At 52.4% G+C, this 18,533-nt stretch carries 19 protein-coding genes; 10 read left to right on the plus strand and 9 right to left on the minus strand.

All coding sequences use genetic code 11. The annotated features are described in order from the left end of the window. Nucleotides 1-82: 82 nt before the first annotated feature. Nucleotides 83-1,303: a sugar metabolism global transcriptional regulator Mlc gene (gene mlc / locus JQ822_RS07185; RefSeq protein WP_213132866.1), complete on the minus strand. Its 1,221-nt coding sequence runs from the start codon at nt 1,301-1,303 to the stop codon at nt 83-85. Between the two features lie 128 nt (nt 1,304-1,431). Next, entirely contained in the window at nt 1,432-2,331 is a 900-nt protein-coding gene (locus tag JQ822_RS07190; protein ID WP_213132867.1) for a LysR family transcriptional regulator, read from the minus strand. A gap of 96 nt (nt 2,332-2,427) precedes the next feature. Here JQ822_RS07190 and JQ822_RS07195 point away from each other — a divergent pair, with 96 nt between their 5' ends. The 3 genes from JQ822_RS07195 (at nt 2,428) to asr (ending at nt 5,712) form a co-directional block, all read left to right on the plus strand. Continuing rightward, nucleotides 2,428-3,681, plus strand: coding sequence for an MFS transporter (locus JQ822_RS07195; RefSeq protein WP_213132868.1), 1,254 nt, complete (start codon nt 2,428-2,430; stop codon nt 3,679-3,681). An 85-nt stretch (nt 3,682-3,766) separates the two neighbouring features. After that, the gene (locus JQ822_RS07200) at nt 3,767-5,254 is read left to right on the plus strand and encodes a carboxypeptidase M32 (RefSeq protein WP_213132869.1); all 1,488 of its coding nucleotides are present in this window, start codon (nt 3,767-3,769) and stop codon (nt 5,252-5,254) included. 137 nt (nt 5,255-5,391) lie between these two features. Then, nucleotides 5,392-5,712, plus strand: a complete 321-nt coding sequence (asr, locus tag JQ822_RS07205) for an acid resistance repetitive basic protein Asr (protein WP_213132988.1) — start codon at nt 5,392-5,394, stop codon at nt 5,710-5,712. Here asr and JQ822_RS07210 read toward each other — a convergent pair. After that, on the minus strand, nt 5,697-5,867 hold the full coding sequence (locus JQ822_RS07210; protein WP_213132870.1) for a hypothetical protein: 171 nt from the start codon (nt 5,865-5,867) through the stop codon (nt 5,697-5,699). The genes asr and JQ822_RS07210 overlap by 16 nt on opposite strands. 115 nt (nt 5,868-5,982) lie before the next feature. On the opposite strand from JQ822_RS07210, the gene JQ822_RS07215 reads away from it, so the two are divergent. After that, nucleotides 5,983-6,804, plus strand: a complete 822-nt coding sequence (locus JQ822_RS07215) for a trypsin-like serine peptidase (RefSeq protein WP_213132871.1) — start codon at nt 5,983-5,985, stop codon at nt 6,802-6,804. Nucleotides 6,805-6,838: 34 nt separating this feature from the next. Here the strand turns inward: JQ822_RS07215 and mdtI are convergent, their stop codons facing one another. From mdtI to JQ822_RS24620, 3 genes are all read right to left on the minus strand, one after another. Then, the gene (gene mdtI, locus JQ822_RS07220) at nt 6,839-7,168 is read right to left on the minus strand and encodes a multidrug/spermidine efflux SMR transporter subunit MdtI (protein WP_213132872.1); all 330 of its coding nucleotides are present in this window, start codon (nt 7,166-7,168) and stop codon (nt 6,839-6,841) included. Beyond that, on the minus strand, nt 7,155-7,520 hold the full coding sequence (gene mdtJ / locus JQ822_RS07225; protein WP_213132989.1) for a multidrug/spermidine efflux SMR transporter subunit MdtJ: 366 nt from the start codon (nt 7,518-7,520) through the stop codon (nt 7,155-7,157). Before mdtJ ends, mdtI begins: the two co-directional genes overlap by 14 nt. 107 nt (nt 7,521-7,627) lie before the next feature. Next, on the minus strand, nt 7,628-7,798 hold the full coding sequence (locus tag JQ822_RS24620; protein ID WP_446715003.1) for a protein YdgV: 171 nt from the start codon (nt 7,796-7,798) through the stop codon (nt 7,628-7,630). 136 nt (nt 7,799-7,934) lie between these two features. On the opposite strand from JQ822_RS24620, the gene JQ822_RS07230 reads away from it, so the two are divergent. Then, nucleotides 7,935-8,969 carry an AI-2E family transporter gene (locus JQ822_RS07230; RefSeq protein ID WP_213132873.1) on the plus strand — a complete coding sequence of 345 codons (1,035 nt, stop codon included), beginning with the start codon at nt 7,935-7,937 and terminating at the stop codon, nt 8,967-8,969. A 46-nt stretch (nt 8,970-9,015) separates the two neighbouring features. Here JQ822_RS07230 and pntB read toward each other — a convergent pair whose 3' ends face one another. After that, nucleotides 9,016-10,404 (minus strand): Re/Si-specific NAD(P)(+) transhydrogenase subunit beta, encoded by a 1,389-nt coding sequence (pntB, locus tag JQ822_RS07235; protein WP_213132874.1) that lies wholly within the window; start codon nt 10,402-10,404, stop codon nt 9,016-9,018. A gap of 10 nt (nt 10,405-10,414) precedes the next feature. Further along, the gene (gene pntA / locus JQ822_RS07240) at nt 10,415-11,944 is read right to left on the minus strand and encodes a Re/Si-specific NAD(P)(+) transhydrogenase subunit alpha (protein WP_213132875.1); all 1,530 of its coding nucleotides are present in this window, start codon (nt 11,942-11,944) and stop codon (nt 10,415-10,417) included. Between the two features lie 525 nt (nt 11,945-12,469). On the opposite strand from pntA, the gene ydgH reads away from it, so the two are divergent. The 3 genes from ydgH (at nt 12,470) to folM (ending at nt 15,743) form a co-directional block, all read left to right on the plus strand. After that, nucleotides 12,470-13,414 (plus strand): DUF1471 family protein YdgH, encoded by a 945-nt coding sequence (gene ydgH / locus JQ822_RS07245; protein ID WP_135321752.1) that lies wholly within the window; start codon nt 12,470-12,472, stop codon nt 13,412-13,414. Between the two features lie 186 nt (nt 13,415-13,600). Next, entirely contained in the window at nt 13,601-14,983 is a 1,383-nt protein-coding gene (locus tag JQ822_RS07250) for an amino acid permease (protein ID WP_213132876.1), read from the plus strand. 37 nt (nt 14,984-15,020) lie between these two features. After that, entirely contained in the window at nt 15,021-15,743 is a 723-nt protein-coding gene (gene folM, locus JQ822_RS07255) for a dihydromonapterin reductase (protein WP_213132877.1), read from the plus strand. On the opposite strand, the gene JQ822_RS07260 is transcribed toward folM, so the two are convergent. Continuing rightward, on the minus strand, nt 15,740-16,075 hold the full coding sequence (locus tag JQ822_RS07260) for a GlpM family protein (protein WP_213132878.1): 336 nt from the start codon (nt 16,073-16,075) through the stop codon (nt 15,740-15,742). The two genes, folM and JQ822_RS07260, sit on opposite strands and share 4 nt — an antisense overlap. 117 nt (nt 16,076-16,192) lie before the next feature. Here JQ822_RS07260 and rstA point away from each other — a divergent pair, with 117 nt between their 5' ends. Beyond that, on the plus strand, nt 16,193-16,936 hold the full coding sequence (rstA, locus tag JQ822_RS07265; RefSeq protein ID WP_213132879.1) for a two-component system response regulator RstA: 744 nt from the start codon (nt 16,193-16,195) through the stop codon (nt 16,934-16,936). Nucleotides 16,937-17,179: 243 nt separating this feature from the next. Beyond that, complete coding sequence (locus JQ822_RS07270; protein ID WP_213132880.1) at nt 17,180-18,532, plus strand: L-cystine transporter; 1,353 nt, start codon at nt 17,180-17,182, stop codon at nt 18,530-18,532. Nucleotide 18,533: the final 1 nt, after the last annotated feature.

Consider the following 18,533-nt stretch of genomic DNA (forward strand, 5'->3'; position numbering starts at 1 on the left):
TAATACAGTGGAGAAAGTCTAAGGTAAGAGAACCTGAATCAGCTTGAGATAGCGCAATTTTTTGTACAACAGTTAAAAAATGTTAACCCTGTAATAGACGAATCAACAAAGAACCGTTATACATCGCGTCCTTCACGAGTGCGGCCCCCGCCATCGTTCCCTGGTTGGTAAACTGCGTGCTCTCAACAACAATGTGTCGACTGTAGGCAGGTAGCGCTTGTTGACGAATGCTGTCAGCAATGGTTGGAAACAGAATATCTGCGGCCTTGCTGAGTGGAGAGCCTATCAAAATCTTTTGCGGGTTGAACAAATTCACCATGATGGCCAGGATGCGCCCCACATGCATGCCAACGCCGTTGATGATATCTTTCGCCAGTAAGTCACCCTGCATGGCGGCCAGACATATCGAGTCCACCGTCAACGGTTGCCCATGCAACGAGGAGCTCATCGACTGCTTCAGGCGCACCTGCGCGAGTTCGAGAACGCTGTCCACGCTGGCGATCGTTTCCAGACATCCATGATTACCGCAGTAGCAACGCTTACCATATGGGTCTACCTGCGTATGGCCAATCTCGACCAGACTGCTGCTACCCGCATGCAGCAAATGGCCGTCGGTGATCACGCCTGCGCCCACGTTGTGGTCAATCACCACCTGAATCACATCGCGAGCACCGCGCGAAGCACCAAAAAGCGCCTCAGCCATGGTCCAGGCGCTAATATCATGCTGAATGTACACCGGCACACCGGTATGTTTCTCCAGCGCGTCACCCAGCGGCATCTCCTTCACGTCATCGTAAAATGGCATGCGATGGACAATACCATTCTCGGTATCGATAATTCCGGGTAAGGTGATGGCGATGGAGGTTAAGCGCTCAAGCTTTTGCTGATGACGGATGAAAAACTGATCGACCAGCGCGATAACGCGATCGAGCAGCGGAATCTCGGAGACCAGCGGCATTTCGAGGCAATCTTCAACCACCAGTTTACTGCTGAGATCGCGTAGCGCGAGAAATATCTCACCGCGGCTGATACGAATAGATAAATAGTGCCAGGCTTCCGTTTCGACAACCAGGCCAACGGCCGGACGACCACGGCTCCCGGCTTCTTTTATTTCCAGCTCTTGCACCAGATGCGCTTCGAGCATTTCGCGCACAATTTTGGTAATACTGGCAGGCGCCAGTTGCGCCAGGCGAGAGAGATCAATACGCGATACCGGTCCGAGCTGATCAATCAGGCGATAAACTGCGCCCGCGTTGGTCTGCTTAATTTGATCGATATGCCCAGGCTGACTATCAGCAACCACCACTTACTCCCTTTATTTTCGCGCTCCGAAATAATCTGTAGGTTATGGTGAAGCACTTCAATGGTTTCCGTCAACTTTTTACTTAGCCGTGTGATTTACTGCACATTTTCGCCCGTTTTTAAACTAATTTAAGCACGCTGTACCACCGCTAACAGCTGCTGGCGAAAGCGTTGCGCAGCATGGCTTTGCTCGCGATGTTTAGGCCAAACCAGCCACATTTCAGAAACGGCATCTTCTTCTGCTATAGGTACCCAGCACATTTCATACAACTGCACCCGTTTAAAGGAGGCGGGCAGAATTGACACCCCCAGCCCCGCCGCCACCAGGCCAATAATGGTCATCGCCTCCCCGACCTCCTGCGTGATAGTCGGCTTCAGGTCGTAGCGACGCATCAAACCGAGAATATCGTCATACAATCCGGTCCCCACGTGTGGGTCAAAAAAAACAAACGGCTCGCGGGCAAGTTCCGCCAGCGTAACAACCGGCTTTTGCGCCAACGGATGTACACGTGGGATCATCGCCATCAGCGGTTCGTGCAGGATGACCTCCCGGTGTAGCGTATCCGGAAGTTGCGTATTGCGCATCAGCCCCAGATCCAGCGTCCCTTCGCTCAGCGGAGCAATTTGCTCACGGGTATTCATTTCACGGGTTTGCATATGTACGGCGGGGTAACACTGGCGGAAAAAGGACAACGTATCTGAAACCGCCTTGATAAACGGTGCAGAGGAGGTAAAGCCAATACGCAGCTCCCCCGCTTCCCCCAAATGCAGACGTTCGGCCCTTGCGGCGGCTTCATTCACCAGTCCGAGGATCTGCCGACTGTCGGCCAGAAACTGCCGGCCTGCAGCGGTCAGCGCCACGCTGCGATTGGTGCGCGCCAGCAGTCGGGCACCTACCTGCTGCTCAAGAATTTGGATCTGTTGGCTCAGCGGAGGTTGGGAAATATTCAGCCGGGCTGCCGCGCGGCCAAAATGCAGTTCTTCCGCAACCGCCACAAAGTAGCGCAGGTGACGCAGTTCAATATTCATATTTTTAAAATATTATTTGAGATTATTAATATATTAGACAGAATATTGTGATTTTCATACTCTTAAGGCTGGTTGTTTATAACAGATGGATTTCAAGTGAGCCGTACAACTACTGTCGATACTGCACCGACAAGCGATGTTGATGAACAGAGTATCTCCCCGCCGGATGCGTTTATAAAACGCGGCACCTCCTCTTTTATGCGCGTCACGCTGGCGCTGTTTTCCGCCGGGTTAGCGACATTTGCCCTGCTGTATTGCGTGCAGCCAATCCTGCCGGTACTGTCACATGAGTTTGGCGTATCCCCTGCCAACAGCAGTATTTCACTGTCCATCTCCACTGCGATGCTGGCGATAGGTCTACTGTTTACCGGGCCGCTTTCCGACGCCATTGGCCGCAAGCCGGTGATGGTCACCGCACTGCTGCTGGCCTCCTGCTGCACCCTGCTTTCGACAATGATGACCAGCTGGCACGGTATTCTCATCATGCGCGCGTTGATTGGCCTGTCATTAAGCGGGGTGGCCGCGGTGGGCATGACCTATCTCAGCGAGGAGATCCACCCCAGCTTTGTTGCCTTTTCGATGGGCCTGTATATCAGCGGTAACTCGATTGGCGGCATGAGTGGTCGTTTAATCAGCGGCGTATTTACCGACTTTTTTAACTGGCGTATTGCGCTGGCGGCGATCGGCTGTTTTGCCCTGGCCTCCGCGCTGATGTTCTGGAAAATCTTACCGGAATCTCGCCACTTCAGGCCGACGTCATTGCGGCCTAAATCGTTATTTATCAACTTCCGTTTACACTGGCGTGACCCGGGATTGCCGCTGCTGTTCGTGGTCGGTTTCTTATTGATGGGCTCGTTTGTGACGCTGTTTAACTACATCGGCTACCGCCTGATGCTGTCGCCCTGGGAGCTTAGTCAGGCAGTGGTCGGTCTGCTGTCCGTGGCCTACCTCACCGGCACCTGGAGTTCGCCAAAAGCAGGAACGATGACCACCCGCTATGGTCGGGGCCCGGTAATGTTGTTCTCGACTGGCGTGATGTTGGCAGGCTTATTGATGACGCTGTTCACCTCGCTGTGGCTCATTTTTGCCGGGATGCTGCTCTTTTCTGCCGGTTTCTTCGCCGCGCATTCGGTAGCCAGCAGCTGGATTGGTCCACGCGCTAAACGCGCCAAAGGCCAGGCGTCATCTTTGTATCTGTTCTGTTATTACCTGGGGTCAAGCATTGCGGGTACGCTGGGCGGGGTATTCTGGCATAGCTACGGCTGGAACGGCGTCGGCGGGTTTATTGCGTTGATGTTGATCCTCGCGCTGCTGGTGGGGTCACGTTTACACCACCGTTTGCATGCCTAATCACCGATCTCCGATGATGAATGGGTAAATGCGTTAAATCACGTTAGACTCTCAAGTCTGGTCCAACAGAACGAGAATGAAAATAATGAGTAACCGTACTAATTACCAACAGCTCACCCGCACCTTCCAGCGGCTCTCTCGCTTCTCCCATCTCTCGGCTATCGCCAGTTGGGACATGTTTACCATGATGCCTCCTGGCGGCAGCCAGGCCCGTGGCGAAGCGCTGGCGGAACTGAACGTCCTGGAGCATCAGCTGTTAACCGATCCTAAGGTCGCCACATGGATTGCCGGTGCGAAACAGGAACAGTTGAATGATGTTGAGCAAGCTAATCTGCGAGAAATGTCGCGCCTGCATCATCAGGCATCATTGTTGCCGGAATCCCTGGTCGAAGCCAAATCCCTGGCAGGCAGCCGCTGCGAACACGCCTGGCGCAGCCAGCGCCCGGCCAATGACTGGGAAGGTTTTGCTGAAAACCTGAAAGACGTGGTGAAGTACAGCCGTGAAGAGGCCAGACTGCGTGCCGAGGCCAAAGGGTGTTCACCGTACGATGCGCTGCTGGATGTATTTGAACCGGACATGACCAGCGCTCGCCTGGACGTGCTATTCGCCGATCTCAAAAGCTGGCTCCCGGATCTGTTAAACAAGGCCGTCGCCAGGCAATCCCAACAGTCGCTTATCGCGCCGGTCGGTCCCTTCCCGCTCCAGGTGCAGCGCGAATTAGGTCTCGAAACCATGGCGCAACTGGGATTCGATTTTGCTGGCGGACGGCTGGACATTAGCGCCCACCCGTTCTGCGGCGGCGTACCGGAAGATGTCCGCATCACCACGCGGTATGATGAAAACGAACTGCTCAGCGCACTGTTTGGTGTGATCCATGAGACCGGCCATGCGCGCTATGAGCAAAATCTGCCGCGCAACTGGTCAGGACAACCTATAGCACTGGCGCGTTCGACCGCTATCCATGAATCCCAAAGCCTGTTTTTTGAAATGCAGCTGGGTCGCAGTGCCGCCTTCCTGACGCGGTTAATTCCGGCAGTGAAGCGGCATTTTGGCGATCAGCCTGCTTTTGAAGAACGCAACTTTATCGCGTGGAACCAGCAGGTGAAGCCGGGCTTTATCCGCGTTGACGCCGATGAGGTAAGCTACCCCGCCCACGTGATCCTGCGCTACGAAATTGAGCGTGCGCTGATTAACGGCGACATTGAAGTCGATGATATTCCGGCGTTGTGGAATGAAAAAATGCAGGCGTGGCTGGGGCTGTCCACCATCGGCAATTATCGCAACGGTTGTATGCAGGATATCCACTGGACCGACGGCGGCTTTGGCTACTTCCCTTCTTATACCCTGGGTGCCATGTATGCAGCACAGTTGTTTAGTGCGGCGAATCGTGCGTTGCCGGAGTTAGAATCGGCTATCGCGCAGGGTGACTTCAGCCCACTGTTTGACTGGTTACGCCAGAATATCTGGCAGCACGGTAGCCGTTTCACCACCGAACAACTGATTACTCAGGCCACCGGTGAACCGCTCAGCAGCCGCTATTTCCGCGCACATCTCGAAGCCCGCTATCTGTAATCTCTCACCGTGAGTCATTGTACAAACGGTTACACGCCGAAACCAATGACTCACGGAAGCCCTGATATTACAGCGATATAGTTATTTCAACGGCCCCGCAATGGGGTTGAATGAAAAACCAAATCGAGGGTATGACAATGAAAAAAGTATTAGCTCTGGTTGTTGCCGCTGCTATGGGTCTGTCTTCTGCTGCTTTTGCTGCTGAAACAACGGCTACCACTACTCCGGCCGCTGCTGCCACCACCAAAGCCGCCCCGGCAAAAACCACGCATCATAAAAAACAGCACAAAGCAGCACCGCAGAAAGCGCAATCTGCCAAAAAACACACCAAGAAAACCACCGCTAAACCTGCAGCAGAACAAAAAGCACCAGAGCAAAAAGCGCAGGCAGCTAAAAAGAGCAGCAAAAAACCTGTAAAACACGAAGCGGCCAAACCGGCAACTCAACCCGCAGCATAATCCATCAGTAACAACGCTGGCGTCCCCCACGCCAGCATATACGGCGCTAAGTCTTCCTGGTTTAGCGCCGCGTTTCGGAGGGTAAAATGGTGTCCCATTACCGCTTTGAGTTCATTCTTATCACACTGATTATTTGCGGCCTTATTGCTACGCACTTCTATCTTTCCTGAGTGTAGTTACCTGATTTTACTCCCACTTTCCCGCCGTCCCGTCTATAGTATTCATTGAGGGTTTGCTTTTAATAATCATAATTCCCCACCAGAGTATGATATGCATAAAACCATTGCGGTATTACTGGGTTCTATTTGTCTTTCTCCTGTCATTGCGCATGCGGATCGGCCAGCAACGCCCGGCACTGAGGCTGAAGACATTAAAACGCTCTTTTTTGGCCATGACGATCGTGTACAAATTCCGGATCCGACCCAATCCCCCTGGGACGCTATCGGGCAGCTGGAAACCGCCAGCGGTAACCTGTGTACGGCTACGCTCATTTCGCCGCGCCTGGCCCTGACCGCTGGACACTGTCTATTAACGCCCCCTAAGGGCAAACCAGATAAAGCTGTTGCACTGCGCTTTGTGTCAAAAAAAGGCGTCTGGCGCTATGAAATCCACGGCATTGAGGGACGGGTTGACCCTTCACTTGGCAAGCGTTTAAAAGCGGATGGCGATGGCTGGATTGTGCCCCCTTCAGCGGCACCGTGGGATTTTGGTCTGGTGGTGTTGCGTTACCCGCCGTCAGGAATTACGCCGCTTCCCTTATATGAAGGCGATAAAGCCGCGTTAACCGCAGCGCTGAAAGCAGCAGATCGCAAAGTAACCCAGTCAGGCTACCCGGAAGACCACCTTGACGACCTGTATACGCATCAGGATTGTGTGGTGACTGGCTGGGCGCAAAACACCGTCATGTCCCACCAGTGCGACACGCTCCCTGGCGACAGCGGCTCTCCACTGATGTTAAAGACAGATTCGGGCTGGCAATTGATCGGCGTGCAAAGCTCCGCTCCGGCGGCTAAAGATCGTTGGCGGGCCGATAACCGCGCCATTTCAGTGACCGGTTTTCGCGATAAACTGGAAGCCTTAGCGAAGGGATAACAACATGCTGCCCGCGAATGCAGGCAGCGTTATATCAGGCGAGTTTAATCATGATCATGCCGGCCAACAGCAATACGACGCCGATCCAACCTTTATTATTCAGGCGCTGACCAAAAAGCACCCAGCCTGCGGCCAACGTGGCGGCAATCCCGAATCCCCCCCACAAGGCATAAGCCACGGAAAGGTCAATGCCTTTTACCGCCTGGGACAGCGCACTGAACGCTGCCAGCACAGCGACCAATGACAGCACACCATAGGCTTTACGGCGAAAACCATCGGAAAATTTCAAGAAGACGTTAGCGACAATTTCCAGCACGATGGCCATACCCAGCCAGGCACCGTGAACCCACTCAAACTGCTGCATGGGTCACCTCCCTCCTCGGTTTTGCGGGCTTTCGCGTGCCAGATTTAATCAGCACAATACCGAACACCAGCGAGACTAATCCCGCCACTTTCATCACCGACAAGGTTTCGTCAAATAACAGCACGCTAAACAGCGTAATAAATAAAATACCGATGCCTTCCCATAACGCGTAAGCCACGCCGAGGGCGATTTTTTTAACGGCAAAACTGAGAAAAATATACGATAAGGCGATCATTACCAGCATTAAAATAAAGCCTGTATTACCATGGCCTACGCTTGCCCATTTCATCGACAGCGTGCCTGTAATTTCAGCCGCAATGGCCAGACCTAATAAAATCCAGTAAAACATGATGCTTCTCCTGCTTGAGAATATAGTCCTTTGGGCTTACTGCATGCAGCAAACCAAAAAATAAAATCAGATAGCTCGGCGCGTAACGCCAGCTCAGGCAGAAGAAAGGACTAAAGCGCGTTGCGCCAGAGTTGCTCACCTGCAAGCAGGAAAGTAGAGGAGGTACGGAGAAGTGTGGGTAAACGCAAAAACATCCTGAACGTATTGTCCATAATATTACAATTATCCGCAGTGTTGCTTCTCGTCATCGCGGATGATAATTGTCCTCGGTAGTTATACACACGTAATTTGTATCATAGGTTCAACGCGAACTCAAAAACTTTGCACTTCTTTACCCTATCTGTTTGATTTTTGTTATAACCCTTCGACGCAAATCACACTATTATCCAGATTCAGGATAACTATTCAGGAATAAACATGGCGAAACCGATCATCACGCTTAGCGGTCTAAAATTAGTCATTATGTTGGGTATGCTGGTGATCATTTTAACCGGCATCCGCGTCGCGGCCGACATCGTCGTACCCTTTATTCTGGCGTTATTTATTGCCGTGGTGCTTAGCCCTGTGGTCCAGCGGATGGTCAAACTTCGCATTCCACGAGTATTCGCAGTGTCATTACTGGTTGTTATTATTGTGATGCTAATGGTGCTGCTTTTAGCGTATTTAGGGACATCCTTAAATGAATTAGCCAGAACGCTGCCGCAATATCGTTCTTCGCTGGTGATCCCGCTGAAAAACATTGAACCGTGGCTGCAGCGCGCGGGAATTGGCGTTTCTGTCGATGAACTCGTTAAATATATCGACCCTAACGCAGCAATGACGCTGGTGACCAATTTACTGACGCAATTGTCCAATGCCATGTCATCGATTTTTTTACTGCTGCTGACTGTGGTGTTTATGCTGCTGGAGGTCCCGCAGTTACCCAGTAAACTGAAACAGATGATGAGCCGACCGGCTGAGGGAATGGCGGCAATTCAACGTGCAATCGACAGCGTGTCACACTACCTGGTGCTCAAAACGGCCATCAGCATCGTCACAGGACTGGTCGCCTGGGGCATGCTTGCTGCACTGGATGTCCGCTTTGCTTTTGTCTGGGGCCTGCTGGCCTTCGCGCTGAACTATATTCCTAACATCGGCTCCGTGTTGGCGGCAATCCCCCCTATTGCGCAGGTACTGGTGTTTAGCGGATTTTACGACGCCCTGGTGGTGCTGGCGGGCTATCTGGCGATTAACCTGGTATTCGGTAATATTCTTGAACCACGCATCATGGGGCGCGGACTAGGATTGTCTACGCTGGTGGTGTTTCTGTCGTTGATCTTCTGGGGCTGGCTGCTGGGACCGGTAGGCATGCTGCTTTCCGTGCCGCTCACCATCATCGTTAAAATTGCGCTCGAACAAACCGAGGGTGGCCAAAGCATTGCCATTTTGCTGAGCGATCTCAACAAGGCGTGAAATAAAAAACGGCCTCCGCAGAGGCCGTTTCGCTTTTAGCTGACGATTACAGCGCTTTCAGAATTGCATCCACGCTGGCTTTAGCATCGCCAAACAACATGTGGGTGTTATCTTTAAAGAACAGTGGGTTCTGCACACCAGCGTAACCGGTATTCATCGAACGCTTAAACACAATGACGTTTTGCGCCTTCCACACTTCCAGTACCGGCATTCCAGCGATTGGACTTTTCGGATCGTCCAGGGCCGCCGGGTTGACGGTATCGTTCGCGCCAATAACCAGCACGGTGTCGGTGTCGGCGAAATCATCGTTGATTTCATCCATTTCCAGCACGATATCGTAAGGTACTTTCGCTTCCGCCAGCAGCACGTTCATATGCCCCGGCAGGCGCCCGGCAACCGGGTGAATACCGAAACGTACTTTGATGCCGCGAGCGCGCAGTTTCCCGGTGATTTCAGCCACCGGATACTGTGCCTGCGCCACCGCCATGCCGTAGCCCGGGGTGATGATCACCGAGTGCGATTCTTTCAGCATTTCTGCCGTTTCTTCCGCCGTGATCTCGCGATGCTCGCCCGCTTCCTGATCGTCGCCAGTAGAGGAACCGTCGGTACCAAAACCACCGGCAATGACGCTGATGAAGGAGCGGTTCATCGCCTTACACATAATGTAAGACAGGATCGCACCCGAGGAACCAACCAGCGCACCGGTGACGATCAGTAAGTCGTTGCTCAGCATAAAGCCCGCCGCCGCTGCCGCCCATCCAGAATAGGAGTTCAGCATCGACACCACAACCGGCATATCTGCCCCGCCAATGGACGCCACCAGATGCCAGCCAAACGCCAGCGCGATGAGGGTCATCACCAGCAACGCCAGAACCTGCAGGCCCACGCTTTCAGTACGCACGAACAGCACCAGCAGCAGGAACGAAACCACCAACGCCGCAAGGTTCAGTTTGTGACGGTTCGGCAGCATCAGCGGCTTAGAGGAGATCTTACCGCGCAGTTTACCGAATGCCACGATAGACCCCGTGAAGGTCACCGCACCGATGAAGATACCCAGGAACACTTCCGTCAGGTGAATGTTCACCAGAATCGGTTCCAGGCCCGCTTCGTGATACAGGTAGCTGTTAAAACCGACCAGCACCGCAGCCAGGCCGACGAAGCTGTGCAAAATTGCCACCAGCTCCGGCATCTCGGTCATCTCGACTTTCTTTGCCAGACGAATACCGATCGCGCCGCCGATGATCATGGCCACCAGAATCCACGCCACACTGCCGGTTTCCGGGCCAAAAATCGTTGCTATCAGCGCAATCGCCATCCCGGCGATGCCGAAGTTATTACCTTGCTGGGACGTTTCATGTTTAGAAAGCCCCGCCAGACTGAAAATAAACAGGATCGCGGCAACAATGTATGCAGCTGTAACTAATCCTCCAGACATGTGCTACCCCTTAGTTTTTCCGGAACATTTTCAGCATGCGCTGAGTCACGGTGAAGCCACCGAAAATATTAATGCTGGCAATAAGTACCGCGATAAAGCTCAGGAAACTCACCCAGCCACCCTGGCCTATCTGCAATAATGCCCCCACAACGATGATCCCGGAGATGGCGTTGGTCACGGACATCAGCGGCGTATGCAGCGCATGCGACACGTTCCATACCACGTAGTAACCCACCACGCAGGAGAGCGCGAACACCGTAAAGTGGCCAAGGAACTCTTTTGGCGCGACATCAGCAAGCCAGCCAAACAGAATCACGACCAGCGCCATCAGGGCGTATTTACGCCACGGTGAAACCGGTTTTTTCTCTTCTACAGGGGCAGGTGCGGCTTTTGGTGCTGACTGCGGTTGAGCAGAAACCTGGATCGGCGGCGCAGGCCAGGTGATTTCACCGTCGCGAACCACCGTCACACCGCGCACCACGACATCGTCGAAATCCACGGTGATATTGCCGTCTTTCTCTTTGCACAGCAGCTTAAGCAGGTTAACGAGGTTGGTTCCGTACAACTGAGAGGACTGCGTCGGTAAACGCCCCGGAAGGTCGGTGTAGCCAATAACCTTAACGCCGTTCTCGGTGGTGGTTACCTGATTCGCCACGGTGTACTCGCAGTTACCACCATTTTGCGCCGCTAAATCGACAATCACGCTGCCCGCTTTCATCGAATCAACCATTTCGCGGGTAATCAGTTTCGGCGCGGGTTTGCCTGGGATCAGCGCAGTAGTCACGATAATATCGACGTCTTTCGCCTGCGCGGCAAACAGTTCCATCTCGGCTTTGATGAACGCTTCGGACATCACCTTGGCGTAGCCATCGCCGCTGCCCGCTTCCTCTTTGAAATCCAGTTCGAGGAACTCAGCGCCCATACTCTGCACTTGTTCTTTCACTTCCGGGCGCGTATCGAAGGCGCGAACAATCGCCCCCAGACTATTTGCCGCGCCAATGGCTGCCAGGCCAGCAACGCCGGCACCGATCACCATCACTTTGGCAGGAGGAACCTTACCCGCTGCGGTGATTTGTCCGGTAAAGAAACGGCCAAATTCATGCGCGGCCTCAACAATGGCGCGATATCCGGCGATGTTGGCCATCGAACTGAGCGCATCCAGCGACTGCGCACGCGAAATACGCGGCACGGAGTCCATTGCCATTACCGTGACATTGCGCTCGGCGAGTTTTTTCAGTAACTCGGGGTTTTGTGCCGGCCAGAGAAAACTGACCAGCGTGGTCCCTGGATTGAGTAACGGAATTTCAAACTCTTCCGGTGCATTGACCTTGAGGATAATCTCTGACTGCCAGACAGCCTCGCCGTCAACAATTTCCGCGCCCGCTTGTACAAACGCTTTGTCGTCAAAACTCGCCAGTTGACCCGCGCCGCTTTCAACCACGACGCTAAAACCCAGTTTCAGCAACTGCTCAACCGTCTTCGGCGTGGCTGCAACACGGGTTTCATTGGTTAACCGTTCTCTTGGTATGCCAATTCGCATAATGTTCCCTTCCATCTGTATTTTTGATGATGGTTTATCAATGTTCGCAAGCGGCCTGCGCGCACTCACGTAAGAGGTCAGTATTACCCCAACAAAATTAAACAGTAACAAACTCTGTATAACCTACTGAAATTAGCGCCTGTGATCTAGCGCCAAAAAACAGTATTTATTATGAAATTCGCAAAACTGGGATGAATTTACCCGCAGACAGGGATAATGCCCTTGAAATAGCCCGCAAAGGCCGATAATTCGCTCAAGCGAAGCGGCAAAACATGATTAAGCGCCACCACAGAACAATTGGTTAACATTAAATTAACTTATGAAATTCAATCGGTTTATCAGTTTTAGCGCTCAAATGCCGAATTTTTAGACATATCACTAAATGTTATCGATGTTGTTACGACGGCTGGCACGATGAGTGAAAAATGACGCAGACACTGACACAATTTAAATGCAATAATCAGCGACGTTTCTAGTCAATAACAATACCAGTACCTGGTTTGCGCAAGGCGAAGGATTATTTTTATGAAGCTTAAGAACACTCTCCTGGCGTCCGCACTTCTTTCTGCGACTGCTTTTTCTGTAAATGCAGCGACAGAATTGACGCCGGAGCAAGCGGCTGCCCTGAAACCCTATGACCGCATTGTGGTGACCGGTCGTTTTAATGCTATCGGTGATGCGGTTGCCGCCGTATCCCGTCGTGCAGATAAAGACGGCGCAGCCTCCTTTTATGTTGTTGATACCTCAGATTTTGGCAGCGGCGGTAACTGGCGTGTCGTCGCCGACGTCTATAAAGCCGACGCTGAAAAAGCGGAAGCCAACAAGAATCGCGTCATCAACGGCGTTGTAGAATTACCTAAAGATCAGGCCGTTCTGATAGAACCTTTCGATACCGTTACGGTGCAGGGTTTCTACCGCAGTCAGCCTGAAGTCAATGACGCCATCACCAAAGCAGCGAGAGAGAAAGGGGCTTACTCTTTCTACATCGTCCGTCAGGTTGATGCCAACCAGGGCGGCAACCAGCGTATTACCGCGTTTATCTATAAAGAAGATGCGAAAAAACGTGTTGTACAAAGCCCTGACGCAATCCCGGCAGATTCCGATGCCGGACGCGCTGCGTTAGCAGCCGGTGGCGAAGCCGCTAAGAAAGTTGAAATCCCGGGCGTCGCCACTACCGCATCTCCAAGTGCTGAAGTCGGTCGTTTCTTCGAAACCCAGTCAACCAAAGGTGGGCGTTACACTGTCACGCTACCGGACGGTACGAAAGTAGAAGAACTGAACAAAGCAACGGCGGCTATGATGGTGCCGTTTGACAGCATCAAGTTCACCGGTAACTACGGCAACATGACTGAAGTCTCTTATCAAGTTGCTAAACGCGCCGCGAAAAAAGGCGCGAAGTACTACCACATCACCCGCCAGTGGCAGGAACGTGGTAACAACATGACCATCAGTGCCGATCTGTATAAGTAAGCGGCATTTGTAGTAAAATAAGGCGGCTTTTTGCCGCCTTTCGCTTTTTAAGTCACAAATTTTTCCGCAACCGTTGCATGCGCTCTCTTCTCTCCGTAAAATCCCGCGCCTTAGTGGCTTTCACCATTTTTATGCGGTTTGCCAAAATAATTATTCTCTCACTCTCGTTTTTGTCACTGGATACAAATGGAAAAGAAATTGGGTCTGAGCGCACTAACCGCGCTGGTTTTAAGCTCAATGCTCGGCGCGGGTGTTTTCAGCCTGCCACAAAATATGGCAGCGGTAGCCAGCCCGGCCGCATTACTGATTGGGTGGGCGATTACCGGCGCGGGAATTCTCCTGCTCGCCTTTGCCATGCTTATCCTGACGCGCATTCGCCCTGAACTGGACGGCGGTATTTTTACCTACGCGCGTGAAGGATTTGGCGAACTGATTGGCTTCTGCTCGGCGTGGGGTTACTGGCTATGCGCCGTTATCGCTAACGTTTCTTATCTGGTGATCGTTTTTTCTGCGCTCAGCTTCTTTACCGATACCCCAGAATTGCGGTTATTTGGCGACGGAAATACCTGGCAGTCTATCGTTGGGGCATCGGTGCTGCTGTGGGTAGTCCACTTTCTGGTTTTGCGCGGCGTACAGACTGCGGCCAGCATTAATCTGGTAGCGACGCTGGCGAAATTATTGCCGCTCGGCCTGTTCGTCGTGCTGGCCTTTATGCTATTCAAGCTCGATACCTTTACCCTGGATTTTACCGGCATTGCGCTGGGTGTTCCGGTCTGGGAACAGGTTAAAAACACCATGCTCATCACGCTGTGGGTATTCATCGGGGTGGAAGGCGCGGTCGTGGTTTCCGCGCGCGCGCGCAATAAACGCGATGTTGGTCGCGCCACGCTGCTGGCGGTTCTTGCCGCCCTGGGCGTTTATCTGCTGGTTACCCTGCTTTCTCTTGGCGTGGTTGCCCGCCCGGAACTGGCGGAGATCCGTAACCCGTCAATGGCCGGACTGATGGTCAAAATGATGGGACCTTGGGGGGAAATTATTATTGCGGCAGGCCTGATTGTTTCCGTCTGCGGCGCTTATTTAAGCTGGACCATTATGGCGGCCGAAGTGCCGTTCCTGGCCTCCACTCACAAAGCATTCCCGCGCATTTTCGCACGTCAAAATGCGCAAGGTGCGCCATCGGCTTCGCTGTGGCTCACAAACATCTGTGTGCAAGTATGTCTGGTGCTGATCTGGCTCACCGGCTCTGACTACAATACGTTGCTCACGATTGCCTCTGAGATGATTCTGGTACCGTATTTTCTGGTTGGTGCGTTTTTGCTGAAGATCGCCACCCGTCCGATTCATCAGGCAGTGGGTGTCGGTGCATGTATTTATGGCTTATGGTTATTATATGCCTCAGGTCCAATGCACCTGTTACTGTCAGTGGTGCTGTATGCGCCAGGGTTGCTGGTTTTCCTTTACGCCCGAAAAACGCACACGCATGATAACGTACTGAACCGCCAGGAATTGGTATTGATAGGTCTTTTGCTGGTCGCCGCTGTTCCGGCAACCTGGATGTTGATGGGATAAACGTCATACCCATCGTTTGCTGCTAATGGAGATTACGATGGGTAAAAACCCCCCTTTGCCAATACTTATCACCGGCGCAGGCCGTCGCATCGGCCTCGCTATCGCATGGCATTTTCTGAATCAAAAACAGCCGGTAATTGTCAGCTATCGAACACATTACCCGTCGATTGATAGTCTGCAAGGAGCGGGAGCGGTGTGCATCCAGGCCGATTTTTCGACCGACGCCGGCGTACTGGCCTTTGCCGACGACGTAAAAAACCGGACGGATGGATTACGCGCTATCGTGCATAATGCCAGCGCCTGGGTAGCAGAAAAGCCCGGTGCGCACCTGTCTGACGTGCTGTCCAGCATGATGCAAATCCATGTCAACACGCCCTACCTGCTCAACCATGCGCTGGAAAGCCTGCTTCGCGGTCACGGCCACGCAGCGAGCGACATCATCCATTTTACGGATTACGTCGTCGAGCGCGGTAGCGACAAGCATATTGCTTATGCGGCCAGTAAAGCGGCGCTGGACAACATGACCCGCTCATTTGCACGTAAACTGGCGCCGGAAGTCAAAGTCAACGCCATCGCCCCGTCGCTGATCCTGTTTAACGAAAGTGACGACGCCGAATATCGCCAGCAGGCGCTTAACAAATCGCTGATGAAAACCGCGCCTGGCGAGAAAGAGGTCATTGATTTAATAGATTATCTGTTGACCAGCTGTTTTGTCACCGGTCGCAGTTTTGCCGTGGATGGCGGCCGCCACCTGCGTTAGTGCAGTTTTACCCAACAGATAATCAGCAGCCACGCGCTCAGGCCCCAGCACACCACCGATCCGCCGAGCGCGACGGGCAGGCGCATAAATCCGGTGAAATACCACAGTGAAACAAGGTAGATAAAATAGGGAATAATCGACCACATACTGAAGACTATTGTGGTGCGTAATGCGTCGATCCCACGCTCGCTGGCCACGATATAGTGAGCGATCAGCGCAAATGTCGGGAACAGCGGAATTAACCCGGCAATATAGTAATTCTTTGTTTTAGCCAGCACACCAATCAGAACCACTACCAGCGCACCCAGCGCCGCTTTTATAACGAGCCCCATCATCCTGCCTTAACACATCGATAACATCAGCCTCTAGCATAACGGAAGCGTTGTTGTTTAGAAAAGATTAATGGAAGGAAAAACGAGGTCGGTGTATGTTGGCGCTTTATATTCAAAATGAATGATATGAACACCATCGTATTTGTTGAAGATGATCCTGAAGTCGGCTCGCTGATTGCCGCCTACCTTGCCCGGCACGATATCGAGGTTATCCTCGAACCGCGTGGCGATTTGGCCGAAGAGAAGATCCTGCACGTTCAACCCGACCTGGTGTTGTTAGACATAATGCTGCCGGGCAAAGACGGTATGACCATCTGCCGCGATTTACGCGGACGCTGGCAGGGTCCGATTGTTCTGCTGACGTCTCTCGACAGCGATATGAACCATATTCTTGCGCTCGAGATGGGCGCCTGTGATTACATTTTAAAAACCACCCCCCCGGCAGTTCTGCTGGCCCGCCTGCGCCTGCATTTACGCCAGAATGAGCATTCGACTCAGTCGAAAGGTATTCAGACGGCGACCCTAACGCCGCATACCACGCTGCGCTTTGGTACGCTGACTATCGACCCGACCAATCGTTCCGTACTGCTTGCGGGTGAACCGGTCTCTCTGTCTACCGCTGATTTCGAACTGCTGTGGGAACTTGCAACCCATGCAGGGCACATTATGGATCGCGATGCGTTACTGAAAAATCTGCGCGGCGTGAGCTATGACGGACTGGACCGCAGCGTTGATGTGGCGATTTCCCGTCTGCGTAAAAAATTGCTGGATAACGCCACGGAACCGTACCGCATCAAGACCATCCGTAATAAAGGTTATCTGTTTGCCCCTCACGCCTGGGATGACGAACCGCGCAAATAACTGCGACTGGCTGGTTATTTGACCAGCCGAATAAACTATAAACGTTACACTGTCACGTAAATTGTTTACAGGATAAGCATAAAGACCTTGCCCAAGGTTGATCCACACTTTTTGTGTGGCTGCCTGGTTCCCCTCTCCCTATAATCCGTCCCGGTCCTGAGTCCTGATGGCACGCAGGTTTATTTCAGATAATTACATCTCTTTCCGGCATTTCAGGTGCTGAATGAGGCAAGAGGCTACAATATGTTCGTTACTACCGCGTATATCGCGTTATTTTTGGTTTGTTCATGGGCAATATTCAGAATCGACCAAAAAAGTCACTCCCTTTCCAAAAGCGTCTTTATTGCCATTTTTATCGGTGCCGTTATTGGCTTATCACTTCATTTTATTGCTGCCGACAACAGTAAAACGGTTATCGACTGGTATAACATCATCGGTAACGGTTATGTAAATTTACTTAAACTGGTTGCAGTTCCGCTGATATTTATCTCTATTCTCTCGGCGATAAATAAGCTCGAAAACAGCGCCGGCATAGGAAAAATGTCGCTCACCATCGTGGGATGTATGCTCTGTCTGGTGATGATTGCCGGGTTTGTTGGTCTGTTGACCGCCCACATTTTAGGCCTGGACGCCAGCGCCTTTGGTCATATGCAATCCACGCTAACGGCTGATGATGTGAGTAAAACAGCGGCCGTTTCACTGCCTAAACTGGTCACCTCTCTGATCCCCACCAATATCTTCCTCGATCTTACCGGGGCCAGAAGCGTTTCTGTTATCGGTATTGTAATCTTCACTCTGCTCGCCGGAGTGGCACTATTAAAAGTGAAACAAGATGCGCCACAAGAAGGTGAAAAATTAAGCGCAGGCATTAACGCCATCCAGATTTGGGTGATGAAAATGGTGCGCATCGTTATTGCCCTCACCCCCTATGGCGTGATGGCATTAATGGCTGGCGTATTTTCCGCGTACAGGTTTGAACAATTTGCCAGCCTGTTAGGCTTTATTGCCGCCTGCTACATTGCCGTGCTGATGATGTTTATCGTGCATGCGCTGATTCTGCTGCTGAGTGGAAACAACCCCGTTCACTATTTTAAAACCGTATGGCCGGTTTTAACCTTTGCGTTTGTTTCACGCAGCAGCGCGGCCTCTATTCCACTGGCTATTACCGCGCAAGAAAAATTTGGCGTACAAAATACCATAGCGAATATCGCAGCCTCATTTGGTTCCAGTATGGGTCAGAATGGCTGCGCCGGGATTTACCCTGCCATTATGGTTGCGATGATTGCGCCAACGATGGGCATTGACCCACTGTCAGTGCACTTTTTGCTCGCGATGCTACCGGCGATTGCGCTGGGGTCGATTGGGGTGGCGGGCGTCGGAGGCGGCGGAACATTTGCCGCACTGATCGTGCTTTCAACGCTGAACTTCCCGGTCGCTCTGGTGGGGATTTTTATTGCCATTGAGCCGATTGTCGATATGGCGAGGACCGCATTAAACGTAAACGGGTCGATGATGTCGGGCGTGCTGGCTAACCGAATTTTGCATAAAGAAACAGTCGGACAGCCACAAGCAACGCAAGTCAGCGAAGCTGATTAAC

Origin of the sequence: Citrobacter sp. FP75 (assembly GCF_018342065.1) — a bacterium.
GTDB lineage: Bacteria > Pseudomonadota > Gammaproteobacteria > Enterobacterales > Enterobacteriaceae > Citrobacter.

Coding starts and splice junctions, on each gene's coding strand:
- JQ822_RS07190 (WP_213132867.1), bottom strand. CDS start 2,331: ATGAATATTGAACTGCGTCACCTGCGCTACTTTGTGGCGGTTGCGGAA.
- JQ822_RS07200 (WP_213132869.1), top strand. CDS start 3,767: ATGAGTAACCGTACTAATTACCAACAGCTCACCCGCACCTTCCAGCGG.
- asr (WP_213132988.1), top strand. CDS start 5,392: ATGAAAAAAGTATTAGCTCTGGTTGTTGCCGCTGCTATGGGTCTGTCT.
- JQ822_RS07215 (WP_213132871.1), top strand. CDS start 5,983: ATGCATAAAACCATTGCGGTATTACTGGGTTCTATTTGTCTTTCTCCT.
- mdtI (WP_213132872.1), bottom strand. CDS start 7,168: ATGCAGCAGTTTGAGTGGGTTCACGGTGCCTGGCTGGGTATGGCCATC.
- JQ822_RS07230 (WP_213132873.1), top strand. CDS start 7,935: ATGGCGAAACCGATCATCACGCTTAGCGGTCTAAAATTAGTCATTATG.
- pntB (WP_213132874.1), bottom strand. CDS start 10,404: ATGTCTGGAGGATTAGTTACAGCTGCATACATTGTTGCCGCGATCCTG.
- pntA (WP_213132875.1), bottom strand. CDS start 11,944: ATGCGAATTGGCATACCAAGAGAACGGTTAACCAATGAAACCCGTGTT.
- ydgH (WP_135321752.1), top strand. CDS start 12,470: ATGAAGCTTAAGAACACTCTCCTGGCGTCCGCACTTCTTTCTGCGACT.
- JQ822_RS07250 (WP_213132876.1), top strand. CDS start 13,601: ATGGAAAAGAAATTGGGTCTGAGCGCACTAACCGCGCTGGTTTTAAGC.
- folM (WP_213132877.1), top strand. CDS start 15,021: ATGGGTAAAAACCCCCCTTTGCCAATACTTATCACCGGCGCAGGCCGT.
- JQ822_RS07260 (WP_213132878.1), bottom strand. CDS start 16,075: ATGGGGCTCGTTATAAAAGCGGCGCTGGGTGCGCTGGTAGTGGTTCTG.
- rstA (WP_213132879.1), top strand. CDS start 16,193: ATGAATGATATGAACACCATCGTATTTGTTGAAGATGATCCTGAAGTC.
- JQ822_RS07270 (WP_213132880.1), top strand. CDS start 17,180: ATGTTCGTTACTACCGCGTATATCGCGTTATTTTTGGTTTGTTCATGG.